General features: G+C 70.8%; 9 protein-coding genes and 1 tRNA gene. 6 read left to right on the top strand and 4 right to left on the bottom strand.

Features of this window, described 5'->3' with window-relative positions; all coding sequences use genetic code 11:
* The first annotated feature begins 13 nt into the window (after positions 1-13).
* From purL to purM, 4 genes are all read left to right on the top strand, one after another.
* Positions 14-2,263, top strand: coding sequence for a phosphoribosylformylglycinamidine synthase subunit PurL (gene purL, locus ACL06G_RS18120; RefSeq protein ID WP_412836326.1), 2,250 nt, complete (start codon positions 14-16; stop codon positions 2,261-2,263).
* Positions 2,264-2,431: 168 nt separating this feature from the next.
* Entirely contained in the window at positions 2,432-3,235 is an 804-nt protein-coding gene (locus tag ACL06G_RS18125; RefSeq protein ID WP_412787161.1) for a maleylpyruvate isomerase family mycothiol-dependent enzyme, read from the top strand.
* Positions 3,236-3,323: 88 nt separating this feature from the next.
* On the top strand, positions 3,324-4,889 hold the full coding sequence (gene purF, locus ACL06G_RS18130; protein WP_412787162.1) for an amidophosphoribosyltransferase: 1,566 nt from the start codon (positions 3,324-3,326) through the stop codon (positions 4,887-4,889).
* Positions 4,890-4,986: 97 nt separating this feature from the next.
* The gene (gene purM, locus ACL06G_RS18135; protein WP_412787163.1) at positions 4,987-6,075 is read left to right on the top strand and encodes a phosphoribosylformylglycinamidine cyclo-ligase; all 1,089 of its coding nucleotides are present in this window, start codon (positions 4,987-4,989) and stop codon (positions 6,073-6,075) included.
* 126 nt (positions 6,076-6,201) lie between these two features.
* Here the strand turns inward: purM and ACL06G_RS18140 are convergent, their stop codons facing one another.
* Complete coding sequence (locus ACL06G_RS18140) at positions 6,202-6,459, bottom strand: DUF3073 domain-containing protein (protein ID WP_412787164.1); 258 nt, start codon at positions 6,457-6,459, stop codon at positions 6,202-6,204.
* A 325-nt stretch (positions 6,460-6,784) separates the two neighbouring features.
* A complete protein-coding gene (locus ACL06G_RS18145) occupies positions 6,785-7,918 on the bottom strand; it encodes a Leu/Phe/Val dehydrogenase (RefSeq protein WP_412787165.1) in 1,134 nt (377 codons plus the stop codon).
* A 141-nt stretch (positions 7,919-8,059) separates the two neighbouring features.
* Here ACL06G_RS18145 and ACL06G_RS18150 point away from each other — a divergent pair, with 141 nt between their 5' ends.
* Together ACL06G_RS18150 and bldC are read left to right on the top strand one after the other, a co-directional pair.
* A complete protein-coding gene (locus ACL06G_RS18150) occupies positions 8,060-8,938 on the top strand; it encodes a DUF8083 family protein (protein ID WP_412787166.1) in 879 nt (292 codons plus the stop codon).
* Between the two features lie 490 nt (positions 8,939-9,428).
* Positions 9,429-9,635, top strand: coding sequence for a developmental transcriptional regulator BldC (gene bldC, locus ACL06G_RS18155; protein WP_003949541.1), 207 nt, complete (start codon positions 9,429-9,431; stop codon positions 9,633-9,635).
* Between the two features lie 684 nt (positions 9,636-10,319).
* Here bldC and ACL06G_RS18160 read toward each other — a convergent pair.
* Both ACL06G_RS18160 and hrpA read right to left on the bottom strand, forming a co-directional pair.
* A tRNA-Asp gene (locus ACL06G_RS18160) sits at positions 10,320-10,394 on the bottom strand.
* Between the two features lie 92 nt (positions 10,395-10,486).
* Positions 10,487-14,515 (bottom strand): ATP-dependent RNA helicase HrpA, encoded by a 4,029-nt coding sequence (gene hrpA, locus ACL06G_RS18165; protein ID WP_412787167.1) that lies wholly within the window; start codon positions 14,513-14,515, stop codon positions 10,487-10,489.
* Positions 14,516-14,556 lie beyond the last annotated feature (41 nt).

Genomic DNA, 14,556 nt, shown 5'->3' on the forward strand with positions numbered 1-14,556 from the left:
GGAGCCACCGAGCGTGACCCTCGACACCGTCAAGCATGCCGAGCAGACCCCGGACACCGAGCTGCCCTGGGCCGAACTCGGGCTGAAGAAGGACGAGTACGAGCGGATCCGGGTCATCCTCGGGCGCCGCCCCACCGGCGCCGAACTCGCCATGTACTCCGTGATGTGGTCCGAGCACTGCTCCTACAAGTCGAGCAAGGTGCACCTGAAGCAGTTCGGCGACAAGGCCCCCGCGAGCGACGCCCTGCTGGTCGGCATCGGTGAACAGGCCGGCGTCGTCGACGTCGGCCAGGGCTACGCCGTCACCTTCAAGATCGAGTCGCACAATCACCCGTCCTACGTGGAGCCCCACCAGGGCGCCGCCACCGGCATCGGCGGGATCGTCCGCGACATCATCGCCATGGGCGCACGCCCGGTCGCCGTGATGGACCCGCTGCGCATGGGAGCCCCCCACCACCCCGACACCAAGCGGGTGCTGCCCGGCGTCGTCGCCGGTATCGGCGGCTACGGCAACTGCCTCGGCCTGCCCAACATCGGCGGCGAACTCGTCTTCGACGCCTGCTACCAGGGCAATCCACTCGTCAACGCGCTGTGCGTCGGCGTGATGAAGCACGAGGACATCCACCTCGCGAAGGCCGCGGGCGCGGGCAACAAGGTCATCCTCTACGGCGCCCGCACCGGTGGCGACGGCATCGGCGGCGCCTCGCTGCTCGCCTCCGAGACCTTCGACGACGCCAAGCCGTCGAAGCGCCCCGCCGTGCAGGTCGGCGACCCGTTCCAGGAGAAACTGCTCATCGAGTGCACCCTGGAACTCTTCCGCGAGGGCCTGGTCACCGGCATCCAGGACCTCGGCGCGGCCGGACTGTCCTGCGCCACCAGCGAACTGGCGTCGAACGGCTCCGGCGGCATGCGCGTCACCCTGGACGACGTTCCGCTGCGCGACTCCTCGCTCTCCCCCGAGGAGATCCTGATGAGCGAGTCCCAGGAGCGGATGTGCGCCGTGGCGGAGCCCGACAAGGTCGACCGCTTCCTCGAGATCTGCGAGAAGTGGGACGTCACGGCCACCGTCATCGGTGAGGTGACCGATGGCGAGCGGCTGGAGATCCACTGGCGCGGCGAGCAGATCGTCGACGTCCCGCCCCGCACCGTCGCCCACGAGGGCCCGGTCCACGAGCGGCCGTACGCCCGCCCGGACTGGCAGGACGCCCTGCAGGCCGACGGCCCCGACGCGCTCGCCCGGCCCGAGGGCGGCGACGCCCTGCGCCAAACCGCGCTCGACCTCGTCGCCTCCCCGAACCAGGCGGCGAAGTCCTGGGTCACGGACCAGTACGACCGCTACGTCCTCGGCGACACGGTGCTGGCCCAGCCCGAGGACGGCGGCATGATCCGCATCGACCCCGGGACGGGTCTCGGCGTCGCCGTCGCGACCGACGGCAACGGCCGCTACGCCAAGCTCGACCCCTACGCCGGAGCCCAGCTCGCACTCGCCGAGTCCTACCGGAACGTGGCGGCCACCGGCGCGACGCCGCTGGCCGTCACCGACTGCCTCAACTTCGGCTCCCCCGAGGACCCGGCCGCGATGTGGCAGTTCGCCGAGGCCTGCCGGGGCCTCGCCGACGCCTGCCGCGTCCTCGGCACGCCCGTCACCGGCGGCAACGTCTCGCTGTACAACCAGACCGGGGACGCCGCGATCCACCCCACCCCGGTCGTCGGCGTGCTCGGCGTCATCGACGACGTCTCCCGGCGCACCCCCATGGCCTTCGCCGAGGAGGGCCACCTCCTCTACCTGCTCGGGGAGACGCACGACGAGTTCGGCGGCTCGGCTTGGTCGCAGGTCGCGCACGACCACCTCGGCGGCAGGCCCCCGGCCGTGGACCTGGAGCGCGAGAGGCTGCTCGGGCAGATCCTGGTCGCCGCCTCCCGCGACGGCATGATCGACGCGGCGCACGACCTGTCCGACGGCGGGCTCATGCAGGCGCTGGCCGAGTCCTGCCTGCGGGGCGGCAGGGGCGCCCGGATCGTGGTGCCGGACGGACTCGACCCGTTCGTCTTCCTCTTCTCCGAGTCGCAGGGCCGCGCCGTGGTCGCGGTGCCGCGCAGCGAGGAGCTCCGGCTGCGCGACATGTGCGGCGCACGCGGACTGCCCGCCACCCGCATCGGCGTGGTCGACGGCGACACGATCGACGTGCAGGGCCAGTTCTCCGTCCCGCTGAGCGAACTGCGGGAGGCGCACGAGCGCACCCTTCCGGAGCTGTTCGGCTGAGCCACCGAGCCACCGAGCCACCGAGCCGACCGGCAGGGCCGGGGCACCGCGCACCGGTGTCCCGGCCCTGCCGGCATGCCGCGGGCCCGTCGGAGGAACGTCGACAGGCAGGTCGGGGCTGCCGTGACGGTCCGCCCCGGCGCCGTCCCGCCGCGTAAGCTCGGCGGCATGGCGCCAGCGAACCGCACCAAGCCCCGCAGCTACGACCCGCTCCGCGTCCGCAAGGCACTCGCCGCCCAGGTGGAGGCCGTCGCCGCGGCAGCGCACGCGCTCACCCCCGAGCAGTACGCGCTGCCGGCGGGACTGCCCGGGTGGGACGTGCGGCAGTTGGTCGTGCACATCGCCGGGCAGATCGACGCCGTGCCGCGCCTCCTCGCCCGCCCCGAACCCGCCACCACCGTCCCGGAGGCCGACCTGACGAGCTGGGTGCTCGCCGCGGCCCCGGGCGGCCCGGAGCACCACGGCGACGGGAACGGTGCCACCGCGCCCGCCGCCCCGGCCGCCCGCGTCGACGAGGCCGTCGAGCAGTTGGAACCGGTCCTGGAGGCGGCGGTCCGGCCCGACCTCCTCCTCCCGCACCCGCTGGGGGCCATGCGCGCCCTGGACTTCACGGTGACCCGCCTCGTGGAGCTCGTGGTTCACACCGACGACCTGGTGCGCGCGACGGGCCACCGCGTGCCGCTGGACCGGCAGGCGCTCGCCGCGACCGTCCGTCTGCTGGTGGACGCGCTCGCCGCCAAGGCGCCCGGCGGCGCGGTCGAGGTGCGGGTGCCGCCGTTCGCGGTGACGCAGTGCGTCGAAGGCCCCCGCCACACCCGCGGCACCCCGCCCCACGTCGTCGAGACCGACCCGCTCACCTTCATGCGGCTGGCAACCGGCCGTACGACCTGGGCCGACGCCCGTGCCCGCCGTGTGGTGCAGGCGCGCGGGGACCGGGCCGACCTCTCCGCACACCTGCCGATCCTGGGCTGAGGGGCCACCGCGGCGGCCCGGCCCGGTGTGGGCCGTCGCACACGGCCCGGATTCGGCCCTGCCCCGGTGCTGGCCTAGACTCGGTGGCGTGCCACGTGGTGACGGACGACTCAACCACGACCTGCTCCCCGGTGAGAAGGGCCCTCAGGACGCCTGCGGCGTCTTCGGTGTCTGGGCACCGGGAGAAGAGGTCGCGAAGCTGACCTATTTCGGGCTCTACGCACTGCAGCACCGCGGCCAGGAGTCCGCGGGCATCGCGGTGAGCAACGGATCGCAGATCCTCGTCTTCAAGGACATGGGCCTGGTCTCCCAGGTGTTCGACGAGACCTCCCTCGGCTCCCTGCGCGGCCACATCGCCGTGGGGCACGCCCGGTACTCCACCACCGGAGCGTCGGTCTGGGAGAACGCGCAGCCCACCTTCCGCGCGACCGCCCACGGGTCCATCGCACTGGGCCACAACGGCAACCTGGTGAACACCGCGGAGCTGTCCGAGCTCGTCGTGCGGCTCGGCGAGGGCAGGAACAACGGACGCGCCAACCAGGTCGCGGCGACCAACGACACCGATCTGGTCACCGCGCTGCTCGCCGGCCAGACCGACGAGGACGGCAACCCGCTGACCGTGGAGCAGGCCGCCGCCGCGGTGCTGCCCAAGGTCAAGGGCGCCTTCTCGTTCTGCTTCATGGACGAGCACACGCTCTACGCCGCCCGAGACCCCCAGGGCATACGGCCGCTGGTGCTCGGTCGCCTGGAGCGCGGCTGGGTGGTCGCCTCCGAGAGCGCTGCCCTCGACATCGTCGGAGCCTCCTTCATCCGGGAGATCGAGCCCGGCGAGATGATCTCCGTGGACGCCGACGGTCTCCGTTCCCTGCACTTCGCGGAAGCGAAGCCGAAGGGCTGCGTCTTCGAGTACGTCTACCTCGCGCGTCCCGACACCGACATCGCGGGCCGCAACGTGCACCTCTCCCGCGTCGAAATGGGGCGCCGTCTCGCCGTGGAGGCGCCGGCCGACGCGGATCTGGTCATAGCGACCCCGGAGTCCGGTATCCCGGCGGCCATCGGCTACGCCGAGCAGTCCGGCATCCCGTACGGCCGCGGCCTCGTGAAGAACTCCTACGTGGGACGCACCTTCATCCAGCCCTCCCAGACCATCCGGCAGCTGGGCATCCGCTTGAAGCTGAACCCCCTCAAGGAGGTCATCCGGGACAAGCGCCTGGTGGTCGTCGACGACTCGATCGTCCGCGGCAACACCCAGCGTGCCCTGATCCGGATGCTCCGCGAGGCCGGCGCCCGCGAGGTGCACGTACGGATCAGCAGTCCGCCCATCAAGTGGCCCTGCTTCTTCGGCATCGACTTCGCGAACCGGGCGGAACTCATCGCCAACGGCCTCACCGTCGAGGAGATCGGGAACTCGCTGGGAGCGGACTCCCTCTCCTACATCTCCCTCGACGGCATGACCGAGGCGACCACGCTCGCCAAGCCCGACCTGTGCCGCGCCTGCTTCGACGGCGAGTACCCGATGGCCCTGCCCGACCCGGAGCTGCTGGGCAAGAGCCTCCTCGAGACGGCGCCCGCCGCACCCGCCCGCACGGACGCGGACGGCGTGGACTCGATGACCGCCGGCCTCGGCGGGTCCGACGCGCTCCGCCGCCCGTGACGCAGCCGAGGCACGCCGGAGCCGGGCACGCCGCCCGTGCCGTGCGCCGCCCTTCCCCGACCGCACCTCACGCCGAGCCGATCCCGGAGACCCCGTCATGACCGCCGACCCCACCGGCCCCCGCGCCGCCCCCGGTGCCAGCTACGCCGCCGCCGGCGTCGACATCGACGCGGGCGACCGTGCCGTGGAGCTGATGAAGGAGTGGGTGCGGAAGACCCAGCGCCCCGAGTCGCTGGGCGGACTCGGCGGATTCGCCGGGCTCTTCGACGCCTCCGTGCTCAAGCGCTACGAGCGTCCGCTGCTGGCCTCCGCCACCGACGGCGTCGGCACCAAGGTCGACATCGCCCGCCGCATGGACGTCCACGACTCCATCGGCCACGACCTGGTGGCGATGGTGGTCGACGACCTCGTGGTCTGCGGTGCCGAGCCGCTGTTCATGACCGACTACATCTGCGTCGGCAAGGTGCACCCGTATCGCGTCTCGCAGCTCGTCAAGGGCATCGCCGAAGGCTGCGTCCTCGCCGGCTGCTCCCTGGTCGGCGGCGAGACCGCGGAACATCCCGGGCTGCTCGGGGAGGACGAGTACGACGTCGCCGGTGCCGGCACCGGCGTGGTCGAGGCGGATGCCCTGCTCGGCCCCGACCGTGTCCGCGCGGGCGACGTGGTGGTCGCCATGGCCTCCTCCGGACTTCACTCGAACGGGTACTCGCTGGTGCGGCACGTGCTGTTCGACAGGGCCGGGTGGACCCTCGACCGCAGGGTCGAGGACTTCGGCCGCTCCCTGGGCGAGGAGCTGCTGGAGCCCACGAAGATCTACGCGCTCGACTGTCTCCAGCTCACCCGGACCACCGAGGTCCACGCGTTCTCGCACATCACCGGCGGCGGGCTGGCGAACAACCTGGCCCGCGTCGTCCCCGACGGCCTCCACGCCCGCCTGGACCGTTCGACCTGGACGCCCGGCCCGGTGTTCTCCCTGGTCGGCGAGGTCGGTGGTGTGGCGCGGACGGAGCTGGAGCGGACCTTGAACATGGGTGTCGGCATGGCCGCGGTGGTCCCTCCCGCGTCCGTGCAGCACGTGCTGGACACCCTCGCGGACCGTGGCGTGGACGCGTGGGTCGCGGGTGAGGTCGAGGAGCGCGGCGATGCTGCGGAGGCGGTCGCGCTCACGGGCGCGTACGGGAGCTGAGGCTGCCGTCACCCACTCCGACAGCACAGAATCCCGGTCCGGCGGAACCCGGACCGGGGCTGTGTACGGCAACTGCTGCCGACGGCGTGCGAGGGGCGCACCACGCCGGATGCGCGGGGCGGCGCCTCAGGCGCGGCGGCGCTCCGACTCGGCAGCGGACGGCTCGTCGCCGTCCTCGCCCTCGTCGTCCTCGTTGTACAGATCCGCGTACTGTGCGTACGGGTCGTCCTGCTCATCGTCCTCGAACCGCTCACCGTTCGGCGGCTGGCTCGACGTCGATGCGCCCAGCTCCTCGGCCAGACGCGTGAGGTCCGTCCCGCCGCTGTTGTACTTCAGCTGGCGGGCGACCTTCGTCTGCTTGGCCTTGGCCCGGCCGCGCCCCATGGCTCGACCCCCTCAACGACGGGGCTCGACGGCCCCAGAGTCTTGACACGCGTTCAACATTCGGAAGCGGACATGCGGTCTTTCGAAGGAGAGACCGGTCCGTGTGGCTTCAACGGTACCTGCTTCCGCTCCCGTACGGTACGTCGCCCGCACGGCGCGGCCGCCCGCCGTCTCGCCCGGTGACCCGTTCTGCCCTGGTCACCGGGGGATTTTACCGTCCGCACATCGAGCGACCCGCCCAGGGGTGCGTGAGATGCCTCTCCCCCCGCCCGGCGGGCGGCACGCGGCCGCCCGCCGGGCGCTCCGCGTCACGGAGCGCCAGAGGTCACCGCGCCTCCGCCATGCGCTGCTCCGCGAGCCGGTCCGCGGCGACGACGGGCGGTACGTCGTCGGTCCGGGCACGGTCGAAGATGGCGAGTGTGGTGTCCAGGATCTGCGTCGCCTTTGCCTTCGCACGTGCGAAATCGAAGCCGTGCAGCTCGTCCGCGACCTGGATCACGCCGCCGGAGTTCACCACATAGTCCGGGGCGTAGAGGATGCCGCGTTCGGCGAGATCCTTCTCCACGCCGGGGTGGGCGAGCTGGTTGTTGGCGGCGCCGCAGACCACCTTGGCGGTCAGCACCGGCACGGTGGCGTCGTCGAGGGCGCCACCGAGTGCGCACGGCGCGTACACGTCGAGCCCCTCGGTGCGGACGAGCGCGGCCGTGTCGGCGACGACCGAGACCTCCGGGTGGGCAGCACGCACCCGCGCCACCGACTCCTCGCGGACGTCGGTGATCACGACCTCGGCACCGTCCTCGAGCAGGTGGGTCACCAGGTGGTGCCCGACCTTGCCGACGCCGGCGATGCCCACCCGGCGGCCGCGCAGCGAGGGCTCGCCCCACAGGTGCTGCGCGCTGGCCCGCATGCCCTGGAAGACGCCGAAGGCGGTCAGCACGGACGAGTCCCCGGCGCCGCCGTTCTCCGGGGAGCGTCCGGTCGTCCACTGGTTGGTGCGCGCCACGACGTCCATGTCCTGCACGTAGGTGCCGACATCGCACGCCGTCACGTAGCGGCCGCCCAGCGAGGCGACGAAGCGCCCGTAGGCCTCGAGCAGCGCCTCGGACTTCGTCTCGTCCGGGTTGCCGATGATCACAGCTTTGCCGCCGCCGTGCTCGAGGCCGGCGAGGGCGTTCTTGTAGGACATTCCGCGCGCGAGATTCAGCGCGTCCATGACGGCTTCCTCGTCGGACGCGTAGGCGTGGAAGCGGGTGCCGCCGAGGGCCGGGCCGAGAGCCGTGGAGTGGACGGCGATCACGGCCTTCAGCCCGGTGTCGCGATCCTGGCACAGCACGACCTGCTCGTGACCGCCCTGGTCGGAGCGGAAGAGAGTGTGCAGCACCCCGTCGCCGTTGACGGAGGTGGGACGTGCATCGGTCACGGTGGTGACTCCTGTAGTCGCGAACGATTCGCCCCCCATGGGGTGGGGGAGAGCGATGCTGACAAGTATCGGCAGAAGCGTACGACCTGTCGGTGCTCCGTGGGGATCACCGTGATGCCACGATCGTGAACAGTCGGGTCCTCCGCCGGTGCGGCGGAGGCGAGATGTGGAGGAGAGAGCGTGCGGCAGAGTCCCGCGGCAGTCATCCCGTACACGGCCTACCTGCGTGTGTACGAGCCGCTGGCGGCGTTTCCCGAGCCCGAGCGGGCCCACTGGGCGCGCTACGCCCGCCGGGAGCACCTGCCGACGGCGCAGGACGAGCTGCGCCGCTCGCTGGCGGACCTGCTGGCCGTACCGCCGGTGGTGGTGCCCGTCCGGGAGAGTGCGGACGCCTTCGTGACCGAGGTGGACGGCGTCACCTGCGTGTGCCCCTGGCGCACCCGGATGCGCGGCTGGCAGGCGCTCGCGGCTTTCCCCGGGGCCGGCGGTCCGCTGGTTCCCGAGATGCCGGTCCCGGTGCGGGACGCGGCGCTGCCGCCCGTGGTGCGGCGGCAGGCGCTTGCGGACTACGACCGGTGGCGCGAGCGCAACCCGGACGCCCGTCCGTGGATCCGTTCGGCGCTCTGGCACGTGCCCGTCAGGTGGTTCGCGATCTTCTCCGACGAGGAAAGGGAGTTTGCGAAGCCGGAAAGCGGTGAGGAGAGCGGAAGTCAGCAGTCCGTTCTCCGGTACCGGACGCCGATGGTGGAGGCGCGTCGCCGCCTCGCCAGGGGGCTGAAGGTGCTCCGCGAGGAGTTGGAGGACGGTCCGCTCGTCAACGGGCTGGTCGACGTGGGCCGATGGTTGGAGGAGTTCCATCCGAGGTCACTCGTCGAACTGGATTACGGCGGCCTGGCCCACGTGATCCCCGAGGAACAGCTTGCCGAGGACCACTCGGCGGCGGATGTCGCCGAGGGCATCGCCGCGCTGCGCCGGGGGGACTCGGAGGCGGCCGGCACGGCGTACGAGCGGCTCACGGACCGTTGGCGGACGGTGCGGGACCTCCAGTTCGCGAACTGACCCTCGCGGCGGGCGGGCGCACCGTGACCCGGGGGGACCGGCGTGGGGACCAACGTCCCGAAACCGGCCATCGGTCGCCAAGGTGACGGAAAGCACTTTTCCGGCTCTTGCTCGCAGACCCCTCCCTCGTGTCAAAATAGGACAACGAGTCCGGAGGGGTGGCTTTGTGTCCCAGTCGGGACGGAAAGATCTTTGTTGTGCTCCTTGGTAGGTCTTGTGACACCTGGCCCCCGTGTGACCCATCGTCACAGGGGGGTAACTGTCCGCTATGACATGGTCCATCGGCATCCGCCGAGGTTGAACACGTTCAGAGGGCAATTCCATCGGTTTGGCCGACGTGGCTGGACAGATGGTGTAGTTGTAGTGCCGAGGACAAGCCGTTCGTCCTATAACCGACTCGACCCGCGTGCGTCATTTCGGGCAGCGCGGGTCAAGGTGCAGAATTTAGAGGAAAGAACCGTATGGTTCGGTTCTCCCGAGGAGGCCGCTCATGACCGCTCGCACCCCTGATGCCGAGCCGCTGCTGACCCCGGCTGAGGTCGCCACCATGTTCCGCGTTGACCCGAAGACGGTCACTCGCTGGGCCAAGGCGGGCAAGCTCACGTCGATCCGCACGCTCGGAGGCCACCGCCGCTACCGCGAGGCGGAGGTCCGTGCCCTGCTCGCGGGTATTCCGCAGCAGCGCAGCGAAGCCTGAGCGTCAGGACGTACAGCGAAATAACCGCATAAACCGGCGTCTTCCGGGCCCCCTCCCGTCAGGACGCCACGCAGTGCGACGGCATCGCGCTGGGCTCCGCCGGGCCCGGCGCGATTACGTTTGTCCGGCCCCGACTGCCCCTGGAGAGCGGCTGGTTGGCCTTCCGTCGGCGTTCGGCCCTCACTGTCGGCGCGTGCGGGGGCACGGGAGACAGGGGTGCCATTGCACATATTCAATTGCCGGTGCCACAAGGGTCTGTGAAGTACGCCTCTCCGCAGGTGGATTCGGTGAGTCCTGTCACAGCGGCACACTCTTGCCCACGCGTGGTTTCCACGATAATGGGATCGCCGCCTGTTGCGGAGGTTCTTCCGTCACCCGGTGGCGGGACTTCGGTCCCGAGCGGTGCGGCAGCGGGTGGGTGTCGGTACCCCGCGCCGCAGCGGGCGCCCCGGAGGCTGTTCCCGGTGACGTGGCCCGCCTCCGGGTGGGGGAGCGCGGTCGGCGCGCTCCTCGCCCGTCCCGTGCGCCGTCAGGCGCCTCCGCGCCGGCACTGTCACGGCGTGGAGCGTTCGGCCCCGCACCAACCCGGAGTTCGTGCCCCCGAGCGCTTCCGGGGTCCGGAGCCCTCGCACACGACAAGTGGCCCGCACCCCCGAAGGGATGCGGGCCACTAGCCGCACAATGCGGTCCTGACGGGATTTGAACCCGCGGCCTCCACCTTGACAGGGTGGCGAGCACTCCAAACTGCTCCACAGGACCTGGAACTGCGCCGCACGTTGCCTTTCCGGCCCGCTCACCGGCGCGGACCAGACTCTACCCCAGCTCAGCCCCGCCACGCGAATCCGTTCGGATCAGCGCGCTCCGGGCACCGCCGCGTCGACGGCCTTCACGATCCGCTTGTCCGACACCGGATAGGCCGTGCCCAACGCGTGCGCGAAATAGCTGACCCGCAACTCCTCCAGCATCCAGCGGATCTCCCGCGCCTGTTTCGGCACCGGCCGGCCCGCAGGGAACTGCTCGAGCAGCCACAGGTACTCGTCCCGCATCTCGTGGACCTTGGCCATGCGCGCCCGGTCGCGCTCCGCGTGCTGCGGCAGCTGCTGCAGGCGCCGGTCCGCAGCGATCAGATAGCGCATCAGGTCCGGAAGCCGTCCGACCCCGTGCGCCGTGACGAAGCCGTCGCACACCAACTCCGCCAGCTGCTCGCGGACATCGGTCAACGACGGCAGCAGCACCGCGCTCTTCATGCCCCGCAGCCGCTGCTCGCAGGAGTGCCAGGCCGCCAGCACCTGCTGAACCTGCCGAACCGTGCCCAGAGTCGACTCGACCAGATCGGCCCGAACGGCGTCGAACAGCTTGTGGAAGGACTCCTCGTCCCACGCCGGCCCGCCGTGCGAGGCGATCAGCCGGTCCGCCGAGGCGCGCACACAGTCCTCGAACAGAGCCTGCACACTGCCGTGCGGCGACCTCGACAGCGCCAGTTTCTGGCGATTGTCCAGCTGGGACTGCGCGAACTTCGCCGGATCCGACGGCAGGTTGAGCAGGATCAGCCGGCGCGTACCCCGCCACATGGCGGCGCGCTGCTCCGTCTCCGAGTCGAAGAGCTGCACGGACACCGAGTCGCCGTCGTCCACCAGTGCTGGGTAGGCCTTCACCGGCTGGCCCGCCCGGCGCGTCTCGAAGGTCCGCGGCAGCGTCCCCACCGTCCATCGGGTGAGGCCCGCCCGCTGCGACAGTTCGGGAACCGCGGCGGCGTTCGACCCGCCGGCGGGCTGCTCGCCCTCCGGCACGGCCTTGCCGCGCCGTGCCCCCCGGGAACGCGCGGCCGACTCGAACGCCTGCGACAGCGCCGCCCGCGTCTTCGGCTTGAGCCGCAGCCGCAGCGTCTCCAGATCCTTGTCCTCCGCCAGCTTCCGGCGCTTCTCGTCCGTCACCCGGAAGGTGATCCGCAGATGGTCGGGGACCTTCTTCCAGTCGAAGTCCTCCTGCGCGACCGGGACACCGACCATGCGCTGCAACTCCTGTGCGAGCACCGCCGTCAGCGGCCTGCCCAGCGGCGGCGTCTCCCACAGCGCCAGGAACCGCTGCGCGAAGTTCGGCGCGGGCACGTAGTTGCGGCGGATCGGCTTCGGCAGCGAGCGGATCAGCTCGGTCACCAGCTGCTCGCGCAGCCCGGGGATCTGCCAGTCGAACCCCTCCGGGGCCGCCTGGTTCAGCACGTGCAGCGGCACGTGGACCGTCACGCCGTCCGCGTCGGTGCCCGGCTCGAACTGGTAGGTGACCGGGAACCGCACGTCACCCTGCCGCCAGACGTCGGGGTAGTCGGACTTTGTGACCTGCTCCGCCTGCTCGTTGATGAGCATGGACTTCTCGAAGTTGAGCAGGTCCGGTTCGTCGTGACGCTTCTTCTTCCACCAGGAGTCGAAGTGCGCCCCGGAGACCACGTGGTCGGGGATGCGCTGATCGTAGAAGTCGTACAGCGTCTCGTCGTCGACGAGGATGTCGCGCCGCCGGGCGCGGTGCTCCAGCTCCTCGACCTCCTCCAGGAGCTTCCGGTTCTCCGCGAAGAACCGGTGGTGAGTGCGCCAGTCGCCCTCCACCAGCGCGTTCCGGATGAACAGGTCGCGCGAGGTCTCCGGGTCGATCCGCCCGTAGTTGACCTTGCGCTGCGTCACGATCGGCACGCCGTACAGCGTCACCCGCTCGTAGGCCATGACCGCGGCCTGCTTCTGCTCCCAGTGCGGCTCGCTGTGGGTCCGCTTGACCAGATGCTGCGCCAGCGGCTCGATCCACTCCGGTTCGATCCGCGCGTTGACCCGGGCCCACAGCCGCGAGGTCTCGACCAGCTCCGCCGACATCACCCAGCGGGGCGGCTTCCTGAACAGCGCCGAGCCGGGGAACACCGCGAACTTCGCGTTCCTCGCACCGAGGTACTCGTTCTTGTCGGTGTCCTTGAGGCCGACGTGGGACAGCAGCCCCGCCAGCAGCGAACGGTGGACGGCCGCCGGATCCACCTCCTCCCGCGGCTCCCCGAGTTCGATGTCCAGCGACCTGACGACCTGGCGCAGCTGGGCGTGGATGTCCTGCCACTCACGAATGCGCAGGTAATTCAGGTACTCGGCCTTGCACATCCGGCGGAACGCCGACGAGGACAGCGCCTTCTGCTGCTCGCGCAGATACCGCCACAGGTGGAGGAAGGCCAGGAAGTCGCTGCTCTCGTCCTTGAAGCGGGCGTGCTGCTGGTCGGCCTGCTGCTGCTTGTCCGCCGGACGCTCGCGCGGATCCTGGAGGGACAGGGCCGCGGCGATGACCATCACCTCGCGGACACAACCGTTCCGGTCCGCCTCCAGCACCATGCGGGCCAGCCGCGGGTCGACGGGAAGCTGGGCGAGACGCTTCCCGGTGCGGGTCAGCCGCTTGCGCGGATCCTTCTGCCGGGAGTCGAGCGCGTGCAGTTCCTCCAGGAGCTGCACACCGGCCTTGACCGAACGAGGGTCCGGAGGGTCGATGAACGGGAACTTCTGGATGTCCCCCAGCCCCGCCGCGTTCATCTGCAGGATGACCGAGGCGAGATTCGTGCGGAGGATCTCCGCGTCCGTGAACTCCGGGCGGGAAAGGAAGTCCTCCTCCGAGTACAGGCGGATGCAGATGCCGTCGGAGGTGCGGCCGCAGCGCCCCTTCCGCTGGTTCGCGCTCGCCTGCGAAATCCGCTCGATGGGCAGGCGCTGCACTTTCGTGCGGTGGCTGTAGCGCGAGATCCGTGCCGTCCCCGGATCGACGACGTACTTGATGCCCGGGACCGTCAGCGACGTCTCGGCGACGTTCGTGGCGAGCACCACGCGGCGGCCGGAGTGCCGTTGGAAGACACGATGCTGCTCCGCGTGCGAGAGCCGCGCGTAGAGCGGCAGGATCTCGGTGTGTCTCAGCTTCTTCTTCTCGAGCGCGTCCGCGGTGTCGCGGATCTCCCGTTCCCCGGAGAGGAAGACCAGGACGTCGCCGGGGCCCTCCGACTGCAGCTCGTCGACCGCGTCGCAGATCGCCGTGACCTGGTCCCGGTCCTTCTCCTCCGAGTCCTCCTCCAGCAGCGGCCGGTAGCGGACCTCCACCGGGTAGGTGCGGCCGCTCACCTCCACGATCGGAGCGTCCCCGAAATGGCGGGAGAACCGCTCCGGATCGATGGTCGCGGAGGTGATCACGACCTTGAGGTCGGGGCGCCGGGGGAGAAGCTGTGCCAGATAGCCCAGCAGGAAGTCGATGTTGAGACTGCGTTCGTGCGCCTCGTCGATGATCAGCGTGTCGTACCGGCGCAGTTCGCGGTCCGTCTGGATCTCGGCGAGCAGGATGCCGTCCGTCATGAGCTTGACCAGCGTGTGGTCCTTCACCTGGTCGGTGAACCGGACCTTCCAGCCGACCGCCTCGCCCAGCGGTGTCCGCAGTTCCTCCGCCACCCGCTCGGCGACCGTCCGGGCGGCGATACGGCGGGGCTGCGTGTGCCCGATCAGTCCGGTGACTCCGCGGCCCAGCTCCATGCAGATCTTCGGGATCTGCGTCGTCTTCCCCGAGCCCGTCTCGCCCGCGACGATCACCACCTGGTGATCGCGGATCGCCTCGAGGATCTCGTCCTTCTTCCGGCTGACCGGCAGGGCCTCCGGATAGTCGATCGCCGGAACCGCGTCCCGCCGCGCGGCGACCCGGAGCTCGGAGTCGTCCATCGCCGCGGAGATCTCGCGCAGTACGGCGTCCCTGGCCTCCGGCTTGCGGATCCGCCGGACACCGTCGAGCCGGCGCCCGAGCCGCTGCTGGTCGTGCAGCATCAGCTCGGGAAGGCGCTCCAGCAGGGCGGGAAGCGTCGGGGCGTCGGCGGAAGGCGATGTGGACATACGGATCCCAGGATCGCACCTCGCTCAGCGGCCTGGCGAAT

The organism is Streptomyces callyspongiae (assembly GCF_047200695.1).
Classification (GTDB): domain Bacteria; phylum Actinomycetota; class Actinomycetes; order Streptomycetales; family Streptomycetaceae; genus Streptomyces.

Bases quoted from the DNA above. Each gene is read 5' to 3' on its own strand.
- purM (WP_412787163.1), top strand. From the start codon at position 4,987: ATGACCGCCGACCCCACCGGCCCCCGCGCCGCCCCCGGTGCCAGCTAC.
- bldC (WP_003949541.1), top strand. From the start codon at position 9,429: ATGACCGCTCGCACCCCTGATGCCGAGCCGCTGCTGACCCCGGCTGAG.
- ACL06G_RS18145 (WP_412787165.1), bottom strand. From the start codon at position 7,918: ATGGGGGGCGAATCGTTCGCGACTACAGGAGTCACCACCGTGACCGAT.
- hrpA (WP_412787167.1), bottom strand. From the start codon at position 14,515: ATGTCCACATCGCCTTCCGCCGACGCCCCGACGCTTCCCGCCCTGCTG.
- ACL06G_RS18125 (WP_412787161.1), top strand. From the start codon at position 2,432: ATGGCGCCAGCGAACCGCACCAAGCCCCGCAGCTACGACCCGCTCCGC.
- ACL06G_RS18140 (WP_412787164.1), bottom strand. From the start codon at position 6,459: ATGGGGCGCGGCCGGGCCAAGGCCAAGCAGACGAAGGTCGCCCGCCAG.